At 25.1% G+C, this 23,539-nt stretch carries 23 protein-coding genes and 1 pseudogene; 17 read left to right on the top strand and 7 right to left on the bottom strand.

All coding sequences use genetic code 11. The features are described 5' to 3' along the window. Positions 1–427: 427 nt before the first annotated feature. Together OM90_RS13385 and OM90_RS08480 are read left to right on the top strand one after the other, a co-directional pair. Complete coding sequence (locus OM90_RS13385; protein ID WP_058486455.1) at positions 428–784, top strand: DUF6630 family protein; 357 nt, start codon at positions 428–430, stop codon at positions 782–784. Beyond that, positions 781–1,125, top strand: coding sequence for a DUF6630 family protein (locus tag OM90_RS08480; protein ID WP_160323650.1), 345 nt, complete (start codon positions 781–783; stop codon positions 1,123–1,125). Before OM90_RS13385 ends, OM90_RS08480 begins: the two co-directional genes overlap by 4 nt. Positions 1,126–1,403: 278 nt before the next feature. Here the strand turns inward: OM90_RS08480 and OM90_RS13530 are convergent. The 3 genes and pseudogenes from OM90_RS13530 to OM90_RS08490 form a co-directional block, all read right to left on the bottom strand. Beyond that, positions 1,404–1,550: pseudogene (locus tag OM90_RS13530) on the bottom strand (IS21 family transposase); the annotation flags it as partial. Between the two features lie 238 nt (positions 1,551–1,788). Continuing rightward, positions 1,789–2,454, bottom strand: coding sequence for an ABC transporter ATP-binding protein (locus OM90_RS08485; RefSeq protein ID WP_058486457.1), 666 nt, complete (start codon positions 2,452–2,454; stop codon positions 1,789–1,791). Beyond that, positions 2,451–3,674 carry an ABC transporter permease family protein gene (locus OM90_RS08490; protein ID WP_058486458.1) on the bottom strand — a complete coding sequence of 408 codons (1,224 nt, stop codon included), beginning with the start codon at positions 3,672–3,674 and terminating at the stop codon, positions 2,451–2,453. Before OM90_RS08490 ends, OM90_RS08485 begins: the two co-directional genes overlap by 4 nt. A 923-nt stretch (positions 3,675–4,597) precedes the next feature. On the opposite strand from OM90_RS08490, the gene OM90_RS08500 reads away from it, so the two are divergent. The 9 genes from OM90_RS08500 (at position 4,598) to OM90_RS08540 (ending at position 15,369) form a co-directional block, all read left to right on the top strand. Then, positions 4,598–6,598: a methyl-accepting chemotaxis protein gene (locus tag OM90_RS08500; RefSeq protein WP_058486459.1), complete on the top strand. Its 2,001-nt coding sequence runs from the start codon at positions 4,598–4,600 to the stop codon at positions 6,596–6,598. 421 nt (positions 6,599–7,019) lie between these two features. Then, complete coding sequence (locus OM90_RS08505; RefSeq protein ID WP_058486460.1) at positions 7,020–7,541, top strand: hypothetical protein; 522 nt, start codon at positions 7,020–7,022, stop codon at positions 7,539–7,541. A 621-nt stretch (positions 7,542–8,162) separates the two neighbouring features. After that, positions 8,163–8,816: a hypothetical protein gene (locus OM90_RS08510; protein WP_058486461.1), complete on the top strand. Its 654-nt coding sequence runs from the start codon at positions 8,163–8,165 to the stop codon at positions 8,814–8,816. Positions 8,817–9,245: 429 nt separating this feature from the next. After that, positions 9,246–10,334, top strand: coding sequence for an ArsR/SmtB family transcription factor (locus tag OM90_RS08515; protein ID WP_058486462.1), 1,089 nt, complete (start codon positions 9,246–9,248; stop codon positions 10,332–10,334). Positions 10,335–10,348: 14 nt separating this feature from the next. After that, on the top strand, positions 10,349–11,710 hold the full coding sequence (locus tag OM90_RS08520) for an MFS transporter (protein ID WP_058486463.1): 1,362 nt from the start codon (positions 10,349–10,351) through the stop codon (positions 11,708–11,710). A gap of 209 nt (positions 11,711–11,919) precedes the next feature. Next, entirely contained in the window at positions 11,920–13,239 is a 1,320-nt protein-coding gene (locus OM90_RS08525; RefSeq protein ID WP_058486464.1) for an MATE family efflux transporter, read from the top strand. A gap of 85 nt (positions 13,240–13,324) precedes the next feature. Continuing rightward, positions 13,325–13,594 carry an AbrB/MazE/SpoVT family DNA-binding domain-containing protein gene (locus OM90_RS08530; protein WP_330381854.1) on the top strand — a complete coding sequence of 90 codons (270 nt, stop codon included), beginning with the start codon at positions 13,325–13,327 and terminating at the stop codon, positions 13,592–13,594. A 31-nt stretch (positions 13,595–13,625) separates the two neighbouring features. Continuing rightward, entirely contained in the window at positions 13,626–14,261 is a 636-nt protein-coding gene (locus tag OM90_RS08535; RefSeq protein WP_242860877.1) for a DUF998 domain-containing protein, read from the top strand. A 646-nt stretch (positions 14,262–14,907) separates the two neighbouring features. Continuing rightward, positions 14,908–15,369 (top strand): hypothetical protein, encoded by a 462-nt coding sequence (locus OM90_RS08540; RefSeq protein WP_058486466.1) that lies wholly within the window; start codon positions 14,908–14,910, stop codon positions 15,367–15,369. A 281-nt stretch (positions 15,370–15,650) separates the two neighbouring features. Here OM90_RS08540 and OM90_RS12605 read toward each other — a convergent pair whose 3' ends face one another. Beyond that, a complete protein-coding gene (locus tag OM90_RS12605; RefSeq protein WP_058486467.1) occupies positions 15,651–16,067 on the bottom strand; it encodes a hypothetical protein in 417 nt (138 codons plus the stop codon). A 756-nt stretch (positions 16,068–16,823) separates the two neighbouring features. On the opposite strand from OM90_RS12605, the gene OM90_RS08550 reads away from it, so the two are divergent. After that, the gene (locus OM90_RS08550; protein ID WP_058486468.1) at positions 16,824–17,786 is read left to right on the top strand and encodes an SDR family oxidoreductase; all 963 of its coding nucleotides are present in this window, start codon (positions 16,824–16,826) and stop codon (positions 17,784–17,786) included. 698 nt (positions 17,787–18,484) lie between these two features. Next, a complete protein-coding gene (locus OM90_RS08555; RefSeq protein WP_058486469.1) occupies positions 18,485–18,877 on the top strand; it encodes a secondary thiamine-phosphate synthase enzyme YjbQ in 393 nt (130 codons plus the stop codon). 122 nt (positions 18,878–18,999) lie between these two features. Here the strand turns inward: OM90_RS08555 and OM90_RS08560 are convergent, their stop codons facing one another. Together OM90_RS08560 and OM90_RS08565 are read right to left on the bottom strand one after the other, a co-directional pair. Next, on the bottom strand, positions 19,000–19,416 hold the full coding sequence (locus tag OM90_RS08560) for a hypothetical protein (protein ID WP_058486470.1): 417 nt from the start codon (positions 19,414–19,416) through the stop codon (positions 19,000–19,002). After that, positions 19,400–19,633, bottom strand: a complete 234-nt coding sequence (locus OM90_RS08565) for a helix-turn-helix transcriptional regulator (RefSeq protein WP_058486471.1) — start codon at positions 19,631–19,633, stop codon at positions 19,400–19,402. The genes OM90_RS08560 and OM90_RS08565 overlap by 17 nt, the downstream gene beginning before the upstream one ends. Positions 19,634–19,835: 202 nt before the next feature. Here OM90_RS08565 and OM90_RS08570 point away from each other — a divergent pair, with 202 nt between their 5' ends. Together OM90_RS08570 and OM90_RS08575 are read left to right on the top strand one after the other, a co-directional pair. Further along, positions 19,836–20,201: a BlaI/MecI/CopY family transcriptional regulator gene (locus OM90_RS08570; protein ID WP_058486472.1), complete on the top strand. Its 366-nt coding sequence runs from the start codon at positions 19,836–19,838 to the stop codon at positions 20,199–20,201. Then, on the top strand, positions 20,201–22,282 hold the full coding sequence (locus tag OM90_RS08575) for a M56 family metallopeptidase (protein ID WP_058486473.1): 2,082 nt from the start codon (positions 20,201–20,203) through the stop codon (positions 22,280–22,282). Before OM90_RS08570 ends, OM90_RS08575 begins: the two co-directional genes overlap by 1 nt. 313 nt (positions 22,283–22,595) lie before the next feature. Here the strand turns inward: OM90_RS08575 and OM90_RS08580 are convergent, their stop codons facing one another. Then, positions 22,596–22,871 (bottom strand): gamma-glutamyl-gamma-aminobutyrate hydrolase family protein, encoded by a 276-nt coding sequence (locus OM90_RS08580; RefSeq protein ID WP_058486474.1) that lies wholly within the window; start codon positions 22,869–22,871, stop codon positions 22,596–22,598. Between the two features lie 27 nt (positions 22,872–22,898). Between OM90_RS08580 and OM90_RS08585 the strand changes: the two genes are divergently transcribed. Together OM90_RS08585 and OM90_RS08590 are read left to right on the top strand one after the other, a co-directional pair. Continuing rightward, positions 22,899–23,132 carry a permease gene (locus tag OM90_RS08585; protein ID WP_058486475.1) on the top strand — a complete coding sequence of 78 codons (234 nt, stop codon included), beginning with the start codon at positions 22,899–22,901 and terminating at the stop codon, positions 23,130–23,132. 1 nt (position 23,133) lies between these two features. Continuing rightward, positions 23,134–23,487, top strand: a complete 354-nt coding sequence (locus OM90_RS08590; RefSeq protein ID WP_058486476.1) for an ArsR/SmtB family transcription factor — start codon at positions 23,134–23,136, stop codon at positions 23,485–23,487. Positions 23,488–23,539 lie beyond the last annotated feature (52 nt).

A 23,539-nucleotide genomic window follows, 5' to 3' on the forward strand; every position in this document is an offset into this window, starting at 1 on the left:
AATATTATCAATATTCAATATATAAATTATTTAAATTGCAATATTAAATATAGTATTTATGTTTAGTAGAAATCATGCTTGATTTTAGTGTTAAAGTATAAAATTAGCTCTAAAAGAAAGGTTGTAACTTTTTGAACAATTGTTAAAAAATATTATGTATGTATTATAAGTTAATAAAAGTATCTTATTCATAAAAGATATATACAATTAACATATTGACATTTTTTGTACATAGAGGTAAAATTATAGACAATTAATTACAAAATAATTAGTTATAAATATTTTGGTTTATAATATATCAAATATAATCATATATTTATATTTGTGTTTTAAAGATAATTTATTGGAGGTGAAATATGCTATTATTCTTAGACTTGTAAATGGTTTGGTTAAATAAAATAGAAAATAATTAAATGGAGGAATAACTATGGAAGTATTTGATAAATTTAGAAAGGAATTAGAGGGTGATACTCAAGATAAATCTTTAGATAGCGATACTCAAGATGAATCTGTTAATGTAGAAAAACAATATAAACAGCAATATCTAGAAATTGCGAGGATTGTTTCATTTGGGAATAAGGATGTTATGCGTGAGGTTTCAGATTTTATTTCTGATCCAAAGCACTATTTTATTACTCATAAAGAACAATATTACGAAATTGGAATGGAAGAATTTGAAGATTCAAATTATATGAGATGGATAAGTCTTGTTAGTATATTAGAAAAAAATAATTATGTCTGTGAACGNTTGGAATGGAAGAATTTGAAGATTCAAATTATATGAGATGGATAAGTCTTGTTAGTATATTAGAAAAAAATAATTATGTCTGTGAACGGGACTGGAAAGATGAAAAAGAGGACTTTATATATTTCGTAGAAAACTTAGTAGGAATGAAGAAATATAACGTTCATATAGATCCAGATTGGTTAAATGAGGATGACTTTATTCCTCAATGGTGTCAAATTCTTGATGATAAATGGAAATCACAAGGAGTATGTATGGCAGATTTTGATATAGGCAGCGACAGTTATGTGCTTTTCCCTTGTAAAACGGCAGATCTTAAACTACTACAGGATTATGCTGCTCAAATTGGTGAGAGAATTGATTTTGCTAAGGATAGTTAATTATAACGGTTTTCATAATTGCAAAGAATCGTTCCTATGGTTAGGTAAGGCGTTTATTTAGTAAAGTTATTTTTAGCATCTATGTGAAGTTGGAGAATTATACATCTTATAAATAATACGAAGCTTAATTAACTAAGCATCTTAGAAATAAAGAAAAATTGATATCAAGGGGGAGCTTTATCGAGTTCATCTTGCCCTTTGACATTATTAATTTATATATTCTTTTATAAACTGGGAAAACATATTTGATTTTTCTTTAGAAATAAGTAGATAATATTTTCATGATAATTTATAATTTTTTTCGTTAGAGAATGAATTCTTATTAAATTAATTCTTTTATTTTTTTAGGTTTTATTAATAAACTTATGTGGGACGGAATATCTTTTTCCTTTATAGTAAATCATTGAATCTTTATGAACTGTTACTTAAGTCATATAGTTTATGTAAGATTCAATAATTTCTATATTNATCTTTTTCCTTTATAGTAAATCATTGAATCTTTATGAACTGTTACTTAAGTCATATAGTTTATGTAAGATTCAATAATTTCTATATTGGGGATAGGAAAAAGATGTTCTTTTTCTTTTTTTATAAGCATTATAGGTAAAAGAGCAATATCAAAGAAGGATTTTTTATTTGTATATTCATAACCAAAAACCCATTTTATGTCCTCCTTTTAAGATGAATTACTTTTTCATGACGATTAGCCACTTCTAAATCATGTGTCACAGTAATAATAGTGGTGTTAAAATCCTCATTCATTTTAAACAGTAAATTCATAATTCTTTCACTATTATCAATATCTAAAGAGGCTGTAGGTTCATCACATAAAATAAGTTCAGGCTTCATAATTATACCTCTAGCAAATACGGCTCGAGATTTTTCCCCACCAGAGCATTCAAAAGGTTTCTTTTTTAATATTGATTTAATCCCGAGTGCATTAGTTATATTTTCAAAATCCTTTTCTCTGTAATTTTCACTAGATTTTGCATAGAGCAAAGGTAATTTGATATTATCTTCAATCGTCAAAGAATTAATTAATGCTGATTCTTGAAGGATAAAACCAATCTTTTGATTTCGCCATTGTGCTAATTGACTTGCATTTAAATCATCAGTTAGCGAACCAAAAAGTCTATAAGTACCTTTATAATTTACATCTAACAATCCAAGAATATTGAGCAGAGTAGTTTTCCCTACTCCGGATTGTCCTACAATAGATATTTTTTCACCAGCATTAACTTCAAGTGTAAAATTATTTAAAATTGAAATCTGTGATTTTTTACTCTTATACACTTTTTCTTGAATATTTAAATCAATGATTTTCTTCATTGTAACACCCCTAAAGAAATTGGGACTTTTTTAATTCTCCATAACATGATTTCGACAATAATTATCCCAATAATAATATCAGAAAGTAGTACTACCAATAAAGCAAACCAATCCATTCCTATTAAACCAAATAAACCATAAGTGACAAAAGAAGCGTCTTTTCTTAGCCAATTTCCATATCTTGAATAAGCAGTTATGAAAAACAAAGCTATTAAATTTATAAAAAACAATATTCCATAATAACCATAAAAGATTTTTCGTAATTTTGAATAGCTTAATCCAACAAATAAATTAATTGTAAAATCTTTGATCATCAAACGTATGCTGACTAATGAATTCCAAACAGAAAGAAAAGTTATAATTAAAAACAAAACTGTAGTTGCTATAGCTATAATCTTTAGTGAATTAAAATAGTATTTATTAAAATAATCATAATTTTCTTGTTGAGTATAAAAATTAAATTTCAAACCTAAATTGTCTTGAATAACTTTTCCTAAATCTTCAATTTTATCTTTCGAAGTTTGAAGAAGTATAATGTCAAAGAGTCCATTGAGTTGAAAACTAATGTTTGAATTTTTAATGAATTCTTCATTAACAGGCAAAATAACAGAAAAATTATAATACTGTTTTGAACTGAGAGCATGAAAATTGGAATGATATACATTTGGTTTTAAAATCCCTTGGACTTTTAGGGTAATGGGTTTCTCAAGTACAGGGTCGTCAATTCTTATTGTAGAACCTAAAGGATATGTTTTACTTAACCCTTTTCCTATTAGAACGGGTATTTCTATATCACTGTCAAAATGGTAATCAAAATATAAATTTTTCCCTTGTGAAATTTCAAATGGATTTAATTTATAATATTCTTCATTTACATAACCAAATGAAACTTCCATATCATAATCATTAGGTAATGATACAATAAATCCATCTGTAAATAAAGCATATTTAAAATTATTATTTAAATAGTTATATACATTTTGTGTATCATTTTTTTTAAATGCGCCCATATCCATATCACTATCGGGATTTAAGTTAGCTATAAAATTGCCTTTTTGATTTATACGTTTTATTTCTTTATATCCTTGAAGAACTGATAAATTTGATCGAGCAGCAATGAAAACCAAGTAATTAGCTAAAAAAAGTAATAAAAGTACACTTGAGGTAATCACAACTTTTCTTAAAAATATTTTTGTAATAAAGAACTTAAAAATTTTCAAATCTCCACACCTTTCTCGCACTAATTAATATATAAATAATAAAAATACAAGTTAAATAAATATTGCTAGTTAAGTTTATGCTTAAGAAGATGTTCATAATTATTGATATAAGAAAAGCTATTCCCAATATCACTAGGCATTCCAGAACATAACGAATAGTAATATTTAATACAGTGTCTCCTACAAGGATCCTGCAATATATTTCTACTTTTTTTCTATGCAACATCTGATAATGAAAAATTATAACAATAAATGTAAACAAAAAAAATAATTAATGCTTGATAATCATAAAATTGTTTTAAAAAAGTTTGTAGAAAATGAGAGTCTATATTTAAAGTCTTAATAAAATCAAATACTATATTAAAAATAAAACAAATTAGATAGCAACTTAATAATTCAAATCTATCGACAAATCTAAACAAAGATTTTCTCATATGTCTCTCCCTAAAGTGTATTAAATCATCTAATACTGAACCTATAATCTCTTAGTTGGAAGCTCTGTTTAAACTATTTATCTCTCCACTTTGTAGTTTATTTGTATTATTTTATATAATATACATTTATTTGTCAATAACTTTAAAAAATTAAATATAACATTACTAATGGTTCTTTAATATTAAAAAATTCTATTAAAAGTATTGTTATTAAATATAATAATATAATGTTTTATATAGGAAAATTATTAAGATATTGTAAATTTAATTTGTAAGCTAAAAATAAAATATGCAGAGACTTTTAACCTTGGAAATACTTATTTTTTATGAGAAAGTAATAATGATTTTTCTACAACAAATTTGGAAATATTCAAATTAACGCAATTTATTGACAATTTATTTGTCGTAAATTATACTAAATTATAAGATTATCTTATTTTAAGAAGATTTGAATAAAAAATGTAATATTAATATGTGAGAGGTAATAATATGAGAAAGAGTATTTCAAAAAAAATTGCTTATAGTATTTCGATAGGATTAATAGTTTCTTTTTCAATAATTATGTTTATAAGTAGTACTTTAAGTTCTAGTACACAAAAGGAAATGATAATGACCCAATTAGAAGCTTTAACTCAAGAGGCAGGATTGACGATTACTACATTTATAGGAGAACGTTGTACAGAATTAAAGGTTATATCTCAAGGTGATGTTTTTGAGACAACTAATTATAAAGATATGGAAGATTATCTTGAAGAATTAAAAATAGAAAGTCAATATATTTCAGATCTTTATTTAATTAATAAACAAGGGGAATGTTTAGTTAGCACTGGAGATACAAGTGGTATATATTTTTCAAATGAAAAATTAAATGAATTTTTTAATTATAAGCAAGGAGATGTTTCTATTGAAAATATTAAGATAGATGGTGCTGATCATATATTTATAGTAACGCCAGTAACAGATGATGCTAATATAAATGTATTATATATATTGGTATCAAAAGTAGATATGGAGTATATTTTTGATATTGTAAAAAGATTAGATCATAGAACAATTGGTGAAAAAGGAGCTTTTCTAATTAATGAAAGTGATCAAGTTGTATTTACATTAGATAAAAACACTAATTTTTATGAAGTTTTTCCAGATATTGCAAATGTAGAAGGGGTTAAAGAATCTTTTGATACATTAGAGAATGGTTATATAAGTTATAAAGATAGTTATGGTGACAAAGTTTTAGTTGCATTTTCACAAGTTAAGATATTCTCAGATAATGAAGAACCTTGGACAATTATTACAGTTGCAGAAGAAAGTGCAATCTATGCAGATGTTTATAGAACTAATATGTATATGATTGTAGCCGGATTTATATGTTTTGTTATAACAATTATATTTATTCTTATTATTTCAAAAAAGATCTCTAGACCTATAAAGGATACTTCTGAAATGTTGAAAGATATTTCACAAGGTGAAGGTGATTTAACAAAAAGGATTAAAACAACTTCTCAAGATGAAGTTGGAGAATTAACTAAATGGTTTAATTATTTTATAACCAATATTCAATCTTTAGTAAAAAATATTAAACATACAAGTGATTCATTATATGGAGTTTCAAATGATTCAGCTAAGTTATCACAAGAACTTAATCAATCAGCATTACAAATTAGAGATACAATTAACCAAGTTGCAGCAAGTGCCTCTAAACAGGCAGAAGATGCTGAAGATATTTTAATGTTATCTGAAAATCTTGATTCAAAAATAAAGGAAGTTCGTAATTCGATTATAGAATTAACAAAAATATCTGAGCATATAAATAAGTTAAGTGATGAAGGAAATAGTATTATTAATGAACTTAATGAAAGGACAATAGAAACTTCAACAAAGTATTCTAAAATTAATGAAGTTACATTAGATATAAATTCTTTTGCAAAAGAGTCGGAAACAATAATAACATCTATTAAAAGTATTTCAAATCAAACTAATCTATTAGCATTAAATGCAAGTATTGAAGCAGCAAGAGCAGGAGAGGCTGGTAAAGGATTTGCTGTTGTAGCAAATGAAATTATAAACTTATCAGAAGAAACTGAAAAAGCAACTAATACTATTAGAGGTATTATAAATAATATTCAATTAAAATCTAATAATGCAGTCGAGATAATGAAAGAAGTAAATCAAATTTTAGAAAATCAAATTGAGTCAATAAAAGCAACAGGACAAATATTTAATAGTATTTTTAGTTCATTAAATAATCTTATGCCCAAAATTAATGAAGTAGTAGAATCATCAGCAGAAATGGAAACAAGTAAAAATGATATCCTTACATCAATTGCATCAATATCTAGTATTATTGAAGAAACTTCTGCAAGTACAGAAGAAGTGGCAGCTTCTACAGAGCAACAAACAGAATTTATTTTAAGACTAACAAAAAGTGTAAATGATTTAAAAGATTTTGCAGATAAATTAAGTGAAGCAGTTGGAAAATTTAAAATATAATTTTAGGCTCTTTGTCAATAATTGGGGTGGGATTATTTAAAATCTTGCTCCATTATTGACTTTGAGCTTATTTTAATGTATAAAACAATTTTTTTTGTTTTGGGAGCACTTAATAAACCTATCTAAATGTAGGATTTTATAAAAAATATTTTATTAATATAAAGATTGATACAAGATTTTTATGTGATCTATTGTTTAAAATCATAATGCTAAAGATAAGATTTTTTTACTCCATGGCAATATATTAAAATTAGATAAAACCTTTGTGAGTGGTCGACTTATATGTAGTTTGAATTTGGCGAGATTGTATGTTATTAGCCGAAATGCTAGATGTAAATATGAATTTATGTTATGATAAAAATTCGTAAATGTAGCAAATTTGAATTGCAAATTATTTATATTAGTGTGAGGTGGAGAGTTTATGACACATATATTTTGGGGATATATATTGATATTTTTTCATATCAAAATAAATGGATTTGACCTATTGCCAAATTTTTTAGGATATATATTTATTTTTATAGGTTTATCCAAATTAGAAGGTATGCACTTCAAGAAAGCAAAACCATTTGCAGTATTTATGGCTATAAATTCACTTTTGTTTACCATAGGTGGTTTAATAGGAGCGCTCTTTGAGGGAGAATTATTTGCTATTTATAATTTGTTTACATTAGGCATATGGATTTATATGTCTTATCTTATTATGTTAGGTATAAAAGATTTGGAAGTTATCACAGGCAGGCAACTTGGTTTTCAAAATTTATTTACTATATGGAAAATAAAAACGATTTTGCATGTGATAACAATGTTGTTTGTTTTTACACAAAATTCAATATTGGTGTTTATAGGAGCAATATTTACAGTAATATTTATTGTTATGAATGTGATTTTTCTTATCTTTTTTTATAAGGCAAAAACAATATATGAAAGTAAAAATGATTAAAGGTGTTTGAGGAAATATTATGATCAAAGGATTGAAACTTATATAAAGTTAAATTTTTTTAACAAGAAAATTGTTGATGATTTAGTTAAAGATCTAAGTTGATATAATGATAAATTACTTTGTGATTGCTTTGTTATTTCCTTGGTGTAAAATAATTGTAGGAAAAATATTGACATAATTTTAAAGATATTATATATTTATACTCAATTGAAATAAAACGGACTTTTAGACAATTGTTATACTAATAAACTAATTAATTAAATAATTAATTATTTATTATAAAAATTTTAAGAATATATATTTATTATTTGTTTTTATAAATTTTAAAGATTTAACTTTTTTATATATTAAATTTTAAATTTCTTAAAGAAGTTGAAGAAATTAAACAAATTATAAGTTCAAATTTTAATAATAAAGTAAATAGTCTATATATTTTATAAAATAGATTGTTTTTATTTGTCCAAATTTAATTCTTAAAGTAAAATAGTCAGTAATGTCTTTATATTAATATATAGGTTTATCTAAAATTAGCTAATTTATAAGTTCAAAAATATAAAAAAGCTAATTTTTGATATAAATAAAAATATTAATGTAAAAATAAAAAAAGGAGAGAAATTTTAAATGAATAATAAAAAATTTTTATCCATTTTATTAATAGTAATATTTTTAATGTCAATATTTTCAGGATGTACTAAGAATAAGAAAGAGCTTATATTAGGAACTTTTGAAAATAATAAATATTCAAATGATTACTTTGGATTTACAATGGAATTGCCAGAAGACTGGCATATTGCAACTGATGAAGAAAAAAAAGCATTGTTTAATGTAGGTAAAGAAATGCTGGTAGAAAATAATGAGGATTTAGTAGAAAATACAGATTCATCTTCAGAGGGAATTTTCCATTTGGTATGGACATATAAATATCCGTTAAACTCCGTAGAAGATTTCAATCCAAATTTCCTTTGTACGGCTGAGAATGTAGGATTAATTGATAGTATTATAATAGATGAAAAAGATTATATAGAAAGTGTAAAAACAGTACTAGAGGAAACAGGTGTAGGATATAAATGTGGTGATATAAGTACAGAAAAAATTGGAAATAAAGATTTTTATGTGATGGAAGTGTCTCTAGATTATCAAGGTATAACTATTTATCAAAAGTATTATTTAAAAATAGTTGATAAATATGTATTATCATATTTATTATCATATTCATCAGAAGATGAAAAAAATGAGTTAACAGATATATTAAATACAATAAGCTTTGAAGAATAAAGCATATAGTTTACTAAACTTCGGGATATAACAAAATTTGAGTGATAGTTAAATATGTTAATAAAATACATATAATTTAAATATATTGTATAAGCTTTATGTATACTTTAATTAAACAATATAGATTTTACTTCATTTTTATTTAATAAAATTAATTGAAATATTAAGATAATGGACGACTGATTGTCATTATTATTTTAAACAATCAGATGTCCATTAATTTTTTTAATTAAGATCTTATTATATTAAAAATAGAATAAAGGTATGAATTATAATTATAAAATATTATAGTTTTTCCAAAAAATATATTTACATAGATATTTATCTAATATAAACTTGAATTAGATAAACATCTAACAATTAAATATAATTAGATATTTATCTAAATGGAATAAATTACAACATGAAATTTTAAATGGGGGTTATAGATTGAAAATAATATTTGATCCAAAGATAGGAGAAACAAGAGCTTGCTTGATGTTTTTATACTATTTATACCATCATGATAAGAAGCTCGAAAGGTTTAAAGAGTATGGAATAAAGCCAAATGTGGAGTTTGAGAAATTTATAAATGATTTAAGGCAAGATGTGAATTTAAGCGAAGAAAAGTTAAAACTTTATTATGGGAATGAGTTTGGTTTAGCAAAAATCTTTTTATCAGATAGAGAATTGTGGGAATATAAGGAATTAGATAAATGCTTAAAATATATAAAACAATTAGATAATCATCTATTAAGATTAAAATTAATAAAAGAGTTAATTAGTAAAACTAGTAAAGAAAACAATAGAGCAGAAGTTGATGAGAAAGTAAATAACATTTTAGAAAGTGAACAAGAGAGTTTGTCTCTTATTAAAAGTTTAGAATATGATTCAGGATTAAAGTGGGAGTTATTTTCTTTTCTTCAAGAGCCAGAGAAATATAGAGACGAGTATATCTCATTTATGGAAGAATTAATTCCTAAATTTTTGAAGCATTATCAGGCTAAAGAAAAAGTCGTTGATGAGTTTAATAAATATATTGAAAAAAAGAATAGCACAAATGATGGAAAATATTTCAGAAATATCTTGAGAAAGTTTATGAGGTTTGACAAATATGATGAAATCTATATAACTACTAGCTATCTAGATTATTATAGTATCGCATTTAATGTTTTAGAATCTTCAGTATATGTTTATATAGGTATAGACTATGAAGAGGCTTTAGCACAATATGAAGGAAGCGAAGGGGATAAGCTAAAAAAATATATTAATATTTTTAAAAACTTTTCAGATATCACTAGATTTCAAATACTTAAGCTTATAGCAGAGGATAAAGATTATTCCAGTAAAGATATTGCTGAAAAACTTGGAATTTCTGGAGCAACTGTTTCATATCACATGAATAATTTGTTTTCTGCAGAATTAGTATCCATGAATAGAAAAAGAGGAAAAAATATTTATTCCATAAATAAGGATGTAATGAAAGAAGGAATAGATTTTTTAATAAGAGAATTTAATTTAAATGATCATACAAAATAGATAGGAGATTCTTTATGAATGATAGAGTTCAAAGTGTAAAAATTTATAAACCAAATGTTATATCAAATATGGTGTTGTTGCTGTTAGGAAGACTTGTATCTTTATTTGGTTCAAAGATATATAGTTTTGCCATAAGTTTATATGTTCTTAAAACTACAGGTTCAGGGACTACTTTTGCATTATCATTAGTGATTAGTACACTTCCAGCAGTCATATTTGGTCCTATAGCTGGAGTAATAAGTGATAAAATTGATAGAAAAAGAATGGTAGTACTAATGGACATTTTAAGTGGTATAATAATTTTATCGTTAGCAGGATTAGCTATAATTAATGGTTTGGAAATAACATATATTTATATATCAAGTTTTTTATTAGCTACATGTAGTACTTTTTTTAATGTTCCTTTTCAATCATCAATTCCTAATATAGTGGATGAACAAAATTTAATGAGAACAAACTCTTTAAATCAGGCTATAACATCACTTACTTCTATTGCAGGTCCATTTTTAGGAGGTATGATATATGCCTTTGTCGACATACAATTATTTTTAGTTATAAATGGAATATCATTTATACTTTCAGGTATTAGTGAAATATTTATAGACTTTAATTTAAATAAAGCTGAAACAGAGTCGTCGATTGACGTTGTAGGAAATGAGGAAATCATTGAAAAAGATAGAGAAGTAATAGAAACTAAAGAAGAGATTGAAAATACTGAGTTAGATAAGAAACAAATTATAAAAAATTTCATAAATGATTTTAAAGATGGATTTGTATATTTAAAATCAATTAGATCAGTATTTATGATGTCTATGGCTGGAATATTTCTTAATCTATTTGTAGCATTAGGATTGACTATTCCTTTTCCTTATATAGTTAATGAAATAATTAAAATGTCTGAGATTCAATTTGGAACGTTACAAGCAGTTTTCCCTTTAGGGATGCTTGTAGGAGCAGGGATTCTATCTGTTTTACCACAGAGTAAAAAGAGTTTTAAAAAAATGATAATCGGATTATTTATTATAGATATAGGTACTATTTTATTAGGGCTATCTATTGTTTTGGAACAATTAATTTTTACAATAAATACCTATTTCATTTTATATGCAATAGTAGGATTTATTATTTCAGTAGCAATAGTCTTTGTAAATATTCCTATGGAAGTAAATTTACAGAGGATAATACCTGATAATATGAGAGGAAGAATATTTGGATTGATTACTACATTTTCAATGTCATGTATACCTATTGGAATGGCTATTTCTGGATTATTGATTGACTTGATTCCTGTATGGATATTACCTGTTATATCAGGTATTATATTATTAGGATTAACAATTGTTATGGGATTTAATAAAGATATAAGAGAATTATAATCTAATGTTTGACTTCTCTAGAAGAATAGCAAATAGAAAATTTAAATTGACATTTATTTAAATGCATGTTATGCTACATTTAAAAATAAATATTTAAAAGCTTCATTTTTGCCACCGGGTAAAGATTGTATAGTGTTCTGAAACATTCCGTTAGGTCTTAGAAGGAATGTTTTTAGAGCACTTTTTTACTGTGAAAGGAGTTATTTTGAATGAGAAAATCTATATTAAGCAAATTTTTAAAATATATAACTTTAAGTATATTGGGTATGATAGGTATTTCTTTTTATATTTTAGCTGATACGTACTTTGTAGCAAATGCTTTAGGTGAATATGGACTGGCATCTTTAAACCTTTCTATTCCAGTATACAGTGTAATTAATGGTATGGGTTTGATGGTTGGAATTGGTGGAGCAACTAGAGCTAATATTTTAAAATCTCAAAACAAATATAAAAAAGCCGATCAGGTATTTGCTTCAGTTATAAAGCTTAGTTTTATTATAAGTACAATATTTGTAATAATAGGTTCACTTGGTTCAAAATATTTAGCGTTAGTTCTAGGGGCTGATACATTTACATTATCTTATACAAAAATATATTTAACAACGATACTTTCTTTTGCACCATTTTATATTTTAAATAATGTTTTTCTTGCTTTTGTACGTAATGATAAAAATCCTAAATTATCAATGATAGCAATGTTATTAGGCAGTTTTTTTAATATTATATTAGATTATGTGTTTATGTTCCCTTTACAGATGGGAATGTTTGGAGCTGCTTTTGCAACAGGTATAGCTCCAATAATAAGTATTTTCACATTATTATCTCATTTTAAAAATAAGAAGAAAAGATTTAATATCTTAAAAAGCAAGTTGAAATGGTCTTTTATTTTAGATATTTTTAGCCTAGGGTTATCTTCGTTTATTATAGAAATTTCATCAGCAGTTGTTTTAATTATATTTAATTTAGTTATTTTAGGAATCAAAGGAAACTTAGGAGTAGCTGCCTATGGAATAGTTGCCAATTTAGCCCTTGTGGGGATAGCTATTTTTACTGGATTAGCTCAAGGTATACAACCTATTATAAGTAAATATTATGGTTCTAATGAACATGCTACGGTAATGAAAATACGGAAATATGCATTATTTACATCTTTAATTATATCAATAATAATATATTCTTGTGTTATATTATTTTCTGATAGTATAATTCATATATTTAACAAAAATAATAATATAGAAATTTCACAAATTACAGAAATAGGTTTGAAAATTTATTTCTTAGGATTTTTCTTTGCTGGGATTAATATTGTAACTGCCATGTTTTTAAGTGCTATAGAAAATGCAAAAGGTGCATTTCTCATAACAATTGCAAGAGGTTTAGTGATAATTGTCCCACTGGTACTTATATTAAGTAAAATTTTAAATATGATAGGTGTTTGGTTATCATTTGTTGTTACTGAACTCTTCGTAACATTAATTGCGATATACTTAATAAAAAAAGAAAAAGAAGAAGAGTTACAAGCAATATAGTCTAAAAAATATCCACTTCTTAAGAAGTGGATATTTTTTCCTTATTTATGTATTGACAATTCACATAATACATGTTAAAGTTAGTATGAAAAATATGAAAAATATGAATTACATAATCAAAGAAGGTGATATGATGTCAGAAATAAAAAAGGGAAAATACATGTTTGGAACTGTAAAAGTAGGGGAAAGAGGGCAAATAGTAATTCCAAAAGAAGCTAGAGATATATTTAATATTAAAGCAGGCGATGAATTACTAGTGTTTGGTGATAAAGAGAAAGGAATAGCAATAGCTAAAATGGACCTAATGAAAGAACTTGTATTAAAGGTATTAGAAGGTTTTGGTGATTTTGAATAGATATAGCACAAAATTATTAGTATTTTAGGAGATGGAAAAAGTGTTTTTGATGATTATTTTATGTGTAATGATTATAGATTTATTAATCCCGTTTGCAATAGCTCTGCCATATAAAGGATATAGTCACTTAAAAACTGTTATGAGTGTACTAGGTTGTAAAGAAAGTCCTTTAGGATGGGTTTATAATGTTTGGATGATTATTTCCGGTTGTACTATAGCTATTTTTTCATATATACTTTATAACTATTATTATAATGAACAGGCTGGGTTATCATTTTTACTATTTATATTACTTTTTACATATGGTATAGGAGATGAAGTTATTTCTGGAATCTTCCCCTTAAATGAAAAAAAAGATGATAAAAATTTATCTACTAAAATTCACGGTTTTGGCTCAGTGATTGGCTTTATTGCACTTTTATTTGCTCCATTAATTTTAGCAATAATACAATTTGAAATAAATATGTGGTGTTTGGGGCTTTATTCGCTTGTTTTTTTTCTGCTTGGATTAATTTCATTTGTTTTTTTTGTATTGAGTGATAAACCAAAATTTCAAAATACAATCTTTGCTTTAGAAGGATTATGGCAAAGATTAATATGTTTTTTTATGTATTGTCCATTTATAATTTGGATTATAGTAGAATATGAATTAATAAATTTATTGTAAATAAGATACTATTGTTTGGAATTTATTTATTTTATTTAGTATAGTTGATTTGAGTTACGACAAATAAAGATAAAAAATATTTATAATTTCAAAAATTTATATTATAATCTATAAAATAATAAGAAAATAGGTTTTAATATATTAAATCAATAGAGTATAGCTTTTTTAAAATTGTGAGATTTTTTAATAATATAGTAATATTTTAATTACAATTTTTACAAAAATTATCTTTTATTAAAAGTACTTTATTAAAACAAATATTTTCAAGAATAAGTGAAGAGTGACTAGAGCTTTCTAGACATACAGCAACATTTGAATCTGTTTCAAAATTTTCAAAAGAAAATAAAGTAGATTGGACGATTCAATCTTCTATTGGATATTTGATATTTTTTTTATGTTATATAGTTGTAGATGGAATGAGAACCGTTATATTAGAAAGGGAAAATAAAATATAATTAGTAATAATCAGCCTTTACATACTCAGTTAATAAATATTTTTGTCTTAATAGGCATGGGTCTTATTTGTTTTATTTTAGCATTTTATCAAAACGATACAAATTTTAACAAACAGAAAGAAAATTTTTAATATTGTCAAAAATAATATTATCAAAAATATATAATTTTTATTAGATATTGGAGGGATTTGATGAAAGTTGTAGAAAGACCATGTGAAAAATTATATAAGTTTTTTTTATTTGTACTTGGTATTCCTTTGTTCATAATAGGAATAATATTATTAATTAAATTAAAAAATTGGGCATTAATATTAAATGGTATTTTATGGATTGCTCTTGGTATAGGATTAAAAATTAAAAACATTTATTATAAATATAAACTTAAAATGTTAAAAAATGAGGGTATTTGCTATGAGGCTTCAGTAGTAAAATTGGTTCCATCACATTGGATGCATATAGGAAGTTATGTAATATCACGAGTTGAATGTGCTTATAAAACTGAAAAAGGCAATTGTATAGTAAAAAGCGGTTATTATCTTTTATCGCCTTTTGATAGAATAGAAGATTTATATGCAAAAGTCTACTTTGATAATGAAAATTCAGAAAAATATATTATTGAGCTTTTTCGAAAAGATACAAGTGTTATATCATAAGATAAAATGATTTAAGAATTATTTTTAAGAGTTGTCCAATATAAATTTATTTTTATCTTTAAAGAATTGGATAATTAAGAAATAAATAATATTGAAGAATTGATTTTTAAAATTTAAATTAATAGTTTATTTTTTTATATTAGTTAAATAAATTTGTAAAAGAGCTATAAAATTATTCATTGATTAACTAATTTTATAGCTCTTTAGTTTAGCTCTGTAGTTTAAGAGAAACTAACATAATAAGTTAGTTTATTAGCTGAATAATAAATAAAGTAAGTTTTTTAAATGCGATGTTCATAATAAATTGTTGTAAAAATTTCTGTTACTAAAGAAATTGCATAGCTAAATGTAAGACCAAAAGTAATATAAAAAAGCATATCACTATTATATATTTTTGCTGCAATAAAAAATATTATCATAATAACAAAATTTATATTCTGAGTTAATCTAAAAGATTTACTGCTAGATTTTAAATTAATTAATTGATTTCGTTCATCTAGTTCATCAATTATATCTTTTTTCGTAAGTTCACGAGACATGCTACCAATGATTGTTCGGATTCCAAATAATAAACCTAAAATAGAAATAATAAAAGTTTTTATTTTAAATTCTTGGACAATATTAAGAGTAATTAATGTTATAGCCAATAATGTATAGAATAGACCAGATAAAAAATTTCGTTTATGATAAATCTTCATATTTTTATCCTCCATTTCCTTATTTTCTTTTAGATAACATAATTCTTCAACAGTAACTCTGAAGACTTTTGCTATTCTATAAACAAGCATAAGGATGGATTGTATTGTCTTTTTTCAATGTAAATTATGGTTCGTGAGGAAATATGAACTACAAACTTAAGTTGTATATTAATATGTTATTTTGTTATTGTCAAGAAGAATAGTATTAATTTTAATTAGTGAAGTTAAATTAAATACATACATATAAATTATAAAAAGTGAAGTGGATAAGCTATACTAAATAGGACAAATTAATTCCGAACAATGGTATAATATAATTATATATCATGAGAAGGAATTATTATGGCACAAAGATATGAAGAAAATTTAAAAAGCAAATAGCATCATTGTATAATAATGGAAAAAGATATTTTAAAGCAGGTGGCACTAATACTAGGACAAAAATAGATTTAATTATAACTAATAAGGATAAATACAGTCTTTTTTAAAATTATTTTTAGATGTGAATCTTTCAAAAATCCTTTGTAACTTTTTACAAACTTTATAAAAGAGGTTATTTTTTATCATATTAAGTGTTATAATAATATTAGTCGTCCTTTCTAGGTGATTGTTTTTGTTTGGGTACTTAACATGATACTAGAAAGGACGACTTTTTTAATGGTAATTTTAGTTATTCAACAACTTAATAATTAAAATTAAAAATGTGATTGAAAAGGAGAATGTACTTAGAAAAAAGGTTAAGGGAGGATACTATAAATGAAAAAAGTTTTAATATTTGGTGGAAGTGTATTTATTGGAAAAGCTATAGCGAATAAATTTATTCAACGAGGGGACGAAGTTTATGTTTTGAATCGTGGAAACAACCCTTGTCCTAATGGGGCTATACAACTTCTTGCAGATAGGAATGAGTTTGAGCAATTACAAGCTGTATTAAGTGGAAAGGAGTTTGATATTGTAATAGATGGTTCAGCCTATAAAGAGTATCAGACTAAAATAGCTGTAGAGTTATTAAAAAATCATACAAACCATTTTATACATATAAGTAGTGCAGCAGTATATAAAGATAGTGAGATTTTTCCTTTTAGAGAAGATAGTCCAAGAGGGACTTCTAGTCATTGGGGAGAGTATTCTACTAATAAATATTTGTGTGAAGAAGTTTTATTTAATGCCTGGAAAGAGCAAAAATTCCCAATTACGATTTTAAGACCTTTTTATGTTTATGGTGCAGGCAACAATTTAGATAGAGAAAGTTATGTTTTTGCAAGACTATTAAATAATAAACCTATTATTATTCCTGGTATGGGGATGCCTATGATCCAGTTTGGCCATATTGATGATTTGTGTGATGCTATAGAAAAGATTGCAGAAAATAAGAAGTGCTTTGGTAAAGCTTACAATATATCTGGTACAGAATATATCACATTAAAAGGTTGGGTTGAAGTTTGTGGCAGGGTACTTAATATAACACCTAAATTGGTATTGGTAGATACCAAAGCTACAACTTACAAGGCAAGAGATTGGTTCCCATTTAGAGATATAAACATGATTGGAAGTTGTGATCTTATAAAGAAAGATATAGGATTTAAGCCCCAATATTCTATTTATGATGGATTAAAACAAACTGTAGATAAACAGGGGATTGAGAAGTTTAAAAACAGTTTAAAAGAATCAGATGTGGAAAGGAAGATTTTAGAACAACTCGATATAAAGTATTTCTGAAAAGATAAGGCAAGATTTTAAAAAGCATAAGAGATACATAAAATAGTAATTTGTAATTTAGAAAAATCACAGCATTATGATTATAAAAATTTATCTACTAAAATTCACATTTTTGGCTCAGTTATTAGCTTTATTGCATTTTTATTGATTTGTTCTTGATTAACATGTAAAATTAAAATCATCTAGGAGTTTTTATAAAAATAAAATTTGATATTTATTATTAAAAAACAATAAGTGGATTTAGTTTAACTATATTTTTTTCTTATACATAGGAGGAATTTGATGAAAGGTGTAGCAAAACCATATGAAAAACTATATAAGTTTTTTTATTTTTGAATTTAGATGCTGGTATTTCACCAGCATTTTTTAATTATTTGTTATTGCTTGATAATAATATATGGGTCTTTATATAATATAATTATATAATTATGCAACATAAAGAAGTAAAAGATACTAATATTAAAATCAAGTGATCTTTTAAATAAGCTTGTTATAAGTAATAGTATTAAAAGAAAAAGGTAAAAAAGGAGGTAAAAATTTGAAACTTGATGATCTAAAACAAATTATTTTTAAAGATAATTATATTGATATTGCAATTATAGAATATTTGAATTTTAAGGATACAAAGTATTATAAGAAACAATATTAGGAGTATAATCAAAATATTTATATTAAATTTAAATTGGGAAGGTGAAATTATGGAATATTCAATAAAAACTACAAAACCACAAGAATTTATTAATATAACAAATCTTGTAGCAGAAGCTGTAAAAACAAGTGGAGTAAAAAAAGGAGTAGCAATAGTTTTTGTTCCCCATACTACTGCTGGAGTTACAATAAATGAAAATGCAGACCCTGATGTTGTGACAGATATTTTGACAGCATTAAATAAAAAGTATCCTGAAAATGATGGATATCTACATATAGAAGGAAATTCTCATGCGCATATAAAGGCTTCTTTAATGGGAAGTTCATGTAGTGTTATCATAGAAGATGGAAGACTAAAAATGGGTACATGGCAAGGTATTTATTTCTGCGAATTTGATGGACCAAGAAATAGAAAAGTATACATAAAAATACTTGAGGGATAATTTAGTTAGTTAAATATGTTTATAAATGAGCTATAAATATTTATTGTTTAAATTAATTTATAGCTCATTTAATTATAAAAAACTATTTTATCCCTAAATAAGTAATAACATAAAAAAATTATTTAATTTTTATGTTCATAGTAAATTGTTGTACAAATTTCTGTTATTAAAGAAATAGTATGACTGATTGCAATACCAAGGGCTACATAAAGTAATATATTATAATTATATAGTTTTGATATAATTAAAAATAGCAACATAATAGCAAAACCGATTTTTTGTGTTAAGCTCAAAGATTTACTGCGAGATTTTAAATTAATCAGTTGGTTTCGTTCATCTAATTCGTTAATTATATCTTCTTTAGTCATTTCACGAGACATACTACCTATAATCAACAGAATTCCAAAAAACAAACAAAAAATAGAAAAGATAAGGGTTCTAATTTTAAATTCTTGGATAGTATTAAGAATAGTAAATGTTATAGCTAATAATATGTTAAATAGACCATATGAAAAATTTTTTTTATGATAAATCTTCATATTTTTTATCCTCCATTTCTTTATTTTCTTTTAGACAACATAATTCTTCAACAGTAACTCCAAAGACTTCTGCTATTCTATAAGCAAGCATAAGAGATGGATTGTATTGCCCTTTTTCAATAGAAATGATAGTTCGTGAGGAAACATGAACTAAATCAGCTAGTTCTTGTTGTGTCATTTTAGCTGCTTTTCGCAATTCTTTAATTTTTGTTTTCATGGTCTCCCTCTTCCTTAAAATATGAAGTAAACTTCATGTGAAGTTTACTTCATATTAATATATTATTCTGTTATTGTCAAGAGGAATAGTATAAAATTAATTATAAAAAATGAATAACTATAAATGTATATTGATTCCTTGGTCTATAAATGATAGACTGAAAATATAAAGTTTATTACTTATAGACTCAGAAGGTGTTATTATAAAAAAGTATAAACTTACCAAAAGTGAAGAAAAATTTGCAAAATTGATTTGGGAAAACGAACCAATCGGTTCTGGTGATCTCGTAAAACTATGTGAAAAAGAAATGAATTGGGGAAAATCTACAACATATACAGTACTAAAAAAGTTATGTGAAAAAGGAATTTTTAAAAATGAAAATACAATAGTTTCATCTATAATTAAAAAGAACAAATATTATTCTCAGCAGAGTATTAAGTTTGTTGAAGATACTTTTGGAGGGTCTTTACCAAAGTTTTTAACAGCTTTTATTAGTGGTAAAAAATTAAGTAAGCAGCAAGCTGAAGAATTAAAAAAATTAATTGATGAGTACAAGGAGGTTGAGTAATGGAGAAATTATTTATTTCTGTTTTAAATATGAGTTTTACAGCAAGCTATGCAATCCTTCTTGTGATACTTGTAAGATTATTGTTAAAAAAAGCTCCTAAATTTATTTCTTATATTTTATGGAGTGTAGTTGCTTTTCTTTTAATAATTCCATTTTCCTTTGAAAGTATGTTTAGTCTTATACCCCGTAATATAAATATTATTTCCAATTCCTATGATGTACTCAATCAACAAAATTTGCAGGTTAATACTGAGATAGAAACAATTGATTCATCTATAAGTAATTTACTTTTTGAAAATATTATTAAATCAGATACAAATCCATTACAGATTTATATTAAAATAGGAGCATATATTTGGATTTTAGGTATAATAGCATTATTAATTTATAGTATTGTATCTATTTTGATATTAAAAAATAAATTAAAAAATGCACAGTTAATAGAAGAGAACGTTTATCAAGTAGAGAATTTGAAAACGCCGTTTGTATTTGGATTAATAAGACCTAAGATCTACTTGCCAGCTGGGTTGAGTAAAGAAGAACAAAGTTATATTCTTATACATGAAAAAATTCATATACAACGAAAAGATTATATCATTAAAATATTAGCTTTTTTAATATTATCTATACATTGGTTTAATCCTCTTGTTTGGATTGCGTTTAAATTAATGAGCACAGATAGAAAACATATTTTAAATGGAAGTCCTTTAGCTTTTGGTGAAGGAAATGTAAAAGGAAGAATTAAAAACGTATTAAACTATAAAAAGCAAAGTTCTTTAATAATGTCTTTTTCAATTATAAGTTTAGTAATAATTACAGCAGGATTATTAGCAAATCCAAAATCTTTAGTGTCATTTAACGGTTCATTTTATCAAGTTAAAGAAATTTTATACCAAGTACCTATGGATTCTTCTAACGACTTAAATATTGAATCTAAGTATAATATATCATCTGATTATGTATTTTATAGCAAGCAGCTTACTGACGAAGATTGGATTATGCATGGCAAATTATATAGCTATAAAATTAATAGACAGAAGTTGTATACATTATTTGATTCACCTTCTAATAATATTTATGAAATAATCAATCAAAGTAAATTTATTTATCGTACGGATATAAACGAGGATAATAGAACATTTTATTTGGTAATTCAGCTTAAAAATGGCGATGTATTATTAGCATTAGTATATGACAATGAAGAAAATAGTTATATTCGTTGGTTAGTTAGATTAGAAAAATTAAATGATACTAATAGTGAAGAAATTAATCAGGATGAACAGGACATACAAATAATGGTAGAAGCTTTTGGGAAAACTCTTAAAGAAGTTTTACTTTCAGCTCCTGATGATATAGTTGCTGCAAATATTAAAGAAAAATATGGAATTTATATAACATCTGAACTATTACAAAAATGGCAAGACAATCCACAAAGTGCTCCTGGTCGCATGGTTTCTAGTCCATGGCCTGAACGTATTGATTTAATAAAAATAGAAAATACTGATAAAAATCAATACACAGTTTATGGAGAGATCATTGAAGTTACTAGTGCAGAGCAAGTGGCAGCAAAACGTCCAATAACTATTGTGGTAGAGAAGATAAATGACAGCTGGCTTATTAGCGATGTTACTCTTGGCAAATATTATATTATAGAGAAAATAAACCAAGAAGATGATGAATTAAATAATTTTGCTACTGGTTTATTTAATACAGTACTGGATATTACAACTCAAGAGGAATTTGCAATACTAAATTTTTATCTTCAGAATATATCAGATGAAACTATTAATTTTTATTTTAATTCAGGACAAAAATTTGACATTTTAATTACTGATAATAATGGAATAGAAGTATACAGATGGTCTAATGATAAATTTTTTACACAAGCTATAATTAATGTAGAATTAGAAAAGAATGAAAAACTTTCTTTTTCAGAGGTTTGGGACTATAAAGACAATGAAGGTAATAGAGTTTTACCAGGTAAATATACCGTTAAAGTAAAAATACTTGCAAGACTTGAAAATAATAAAATTATAAATCCTGATGAATTAACTACAGTAAAAGATATAGAGGTTAAGTAATCTCCATCTTAATTTAAGGTGGAGATTATTTTTGTATTATTTAGAACCACCTGTTCTATAGGTGATTTTAAAAAGCTTCTAGTGGTGAGCAAAAAAAAGATAGAAACAATTAAAGTAAATACTATATACATATGTTTGTAAATATTTCAACTAAATTAAGTGTATCGGGGTTCATTGGATATTTGAAGTAAAAATTTACTAAGATATTGTAAACAATTAGATAAACTTAAATCAATATTATAAAAAAGAAAAGGGAGAATCTTTAGGGACTTATTGACAGTGCATGACAAATGTTTTGAATAAATTTAAGTACTCAGGATATAGATTGAGCTAAAGGTATTTCAAAGTTATCTCTTTTTGGAACTACTTTCCATAACCCATATTTGGGATATTCTTTATAACAATGAGGATTAATATCAGAACCACCAGTAAAAATAATCCCATTTAATTTATTAATGACAGGGTCTAAAGTATTAATATTTTCTACTACTGGTAAAACGATAGGTGTTCCTCCAGCTCTTTCTACTGCTTTTATATAGTCAGATAGAGTATCTTCTGAAGTTGATAGTATCCCGATAATTGGTTTCATTTTATATTCTCCCTTTCTAATTCTAAAATGAATATATTTTACTCAAAATGTGCTGCAGCAATAAGTGGTATTGCCCTTGCGTATGTTCCAAACACTATTGTTGAAAAGTATGTTGGTGGGGATTCATGGTTTGCCATACCTATTGCTTCTGTAATAGGAGTACCTCTATATTTAAGAATTGAGATGGCCATTCCACTTTTAGCTACGTTACTTACAAAAGGGATGAGTATGGGGGCAGCTGTAGGAGATATGGAGGTGTAACATGGCAAACTATGAGGTTAATTATTTAGAAAAATATATAACTGTTTTTAAAGCTTTATCTGACATGACAAGGCTTAAGATAATGTGGTTATTATTTTCAATTGATTCAAAAATTAGTGTATCTGAGATTATAGATGTTTTAGAAGAAAACCAATATAATGTTTCTAAACATTTAAAGATTTTAAAAAATGCAGGGCTTATTTATGAAAAAAAAGAAGGCAAATGGTCATTTTATCATTACCTACCAAGTGACGATATTTTTGATAAACAAGTTCGTCAAACTGTTATGGCCATACCTAAAGAATTAATGTCCGAAGAAATATATAAATGTCAAGTTAAAAATGTAACTTTTTGATCATTTAAGAATGTAGTTTTTTACTCATTATCCTGTTGAAAATGATCTTTTA

It is taken from the genome of Defluviitalea phaphyphila (genome assembly GCF_001466305.1).
In the GTDB taxonomy this organism is placed as follows: domain Bacteria; phylum Bacillota; class Clostridia; order Lachnospirales; family Defluviitaleaceae; genus Defluviitalea_A; species Defluviitalea_A phaphyphila.

What these genes read in the sequence shown, in the direction of transcription:
- OM90_RS08480 (WP_160323650.1), top strand. Translation starts at nt 781, where the DNA reads ATGAGATGGATAAGTCTTGTTAGTATATTAGAAAAAAATAATTATGTC.
- OM90_RS08485 (WP_058486457.1), bottom strand. Translation starts at nt 2,454, where the DNA reads ATGAAGAAAATCATTGATTTAAATATTCAAGAAAAAGTGTATAAGAGT.
- OM90_RS08500 (WP_058486459.1), top strand. Translation starts at nt 4,598, where the DNA reads ATGAGAAAGAGTATTTCAAAAAAAATTGCTTATAGTATTTCGATAGGA.
- OM90_RS08505 (WP_058486460.1), top strand. Translation starts at nt 7,020, where the DNA reads ATGACACATATATTTTGGGGATATATATTGATATTTTTTCATATCAAA.
- OM90_RS08510 (WP_058486461.1), top strand. Translation starts at nt 8,163, where the DNA reads ATGAATAATAAAAAATTTTTATCCATTTTATTAATAGTAATATTTTTA.
- OM90_RS08520 (WP_058486463.1), top strand. Translation starts at nt 10,349, where the DNA reads ATGAATGATAGAGTTCAAAGTGTAAAAATTTATAAACCAAATGTTATA.
- OM90_RS08525 (WP_058486464.1), top strand. Translation starts at nt 11,920, where the DNA reads ATGAGAAAATCTATATTAAGCAAATTTTTAAAATATATAACTTTAAGT.
- OM90_RS08530 (WP_330381854.1), top strand. Translation starts at nt 13,325, where the DNA reads ATGAAAAATATGAAAAATATGAATTACATAATCAAAGAAGGTGATATG.
- OM90_RS08535 (WP_242860877.1), top strand. Translation starts at nt 13,626, where the DNA reads ATGGAAAAAGTGTTTTTGATGATTATTTTATGTGTAATGATTATAGAT.
- OM90_RS08540 (WP_058486466.1), top strand. Translation starts at nt 14,908, where the DNA reads ATGAAAGTTGTAGAAAGACCATGTGAAAAATTATATAAGTTTTTTTTA.
- OM90_RS12605 (WP_058486467.1), bottom strand. Translation starts at nt 16,067, where the DNA reads ATGAAGATTTATCATAAACGAAATTTTTTATCTGGTCTATTCTATACA.
- OM90_RS08550 (WP_058486468.1), top strand. Translation starts at nt 16,824, where the DNA reads ATGAAAAAAGTTTTAATATTTGGTGGAAGTGTATTTATTGGAAAAGCT.
- OM90_RS08555 (WP_058486469.1), top strand. Translation starts at nt 18,485, where the DNA reads ATGGAATATTCAATAAAAACTACAAAACCACAAGAATTTATTAATATA.
- OM90_RS08560 (WP_058486470.1), bottom strand. Translation starts at nt 19,416, where the DNA reads ATGAAGATTTATCATAAAAAAAATTTTTCATATGGTCTATTTAACATA.
- OM90_RS08565 (WP_058486471.1), bottom strand. Translation starts at nt 19,633, where the DNA reads ATGAAAACAAAAATTAAAGAATTGCGAAAAGCAGCTAAAATGACACAA.
- OM90_RS08575 (WP_058486473.1), top strand. Translation starts at nt 20,201, where the DNA reads ATGGAGAAATTATTTATTTCTGTTTTAAATATGAGTTTTACAGCAAGC.
- OM90_RS08580 (WP_058486474.1), bottom strand. Translation starts at nt 22,871, where the DNA reads ATGAAACCAATTATCGGGATACTATCAACTTCAGAAGATACTCTATCT.
- OM90_RS08585 (WP_058486475.1), top strand. Translation starts at nt 22,899, where the DNA reads ATGAATATATTTTACTCAAAATGTGCTGCAGCAATAAGTGGTATTGCC.
- OM90_RS08590 (WP_058486476.1), top strand. Translation starts at nt 23,134, where the DNA reads ATGGCAAACTATGAGGTTAATTATTTAGAAAAATATATAACTGTTTTT.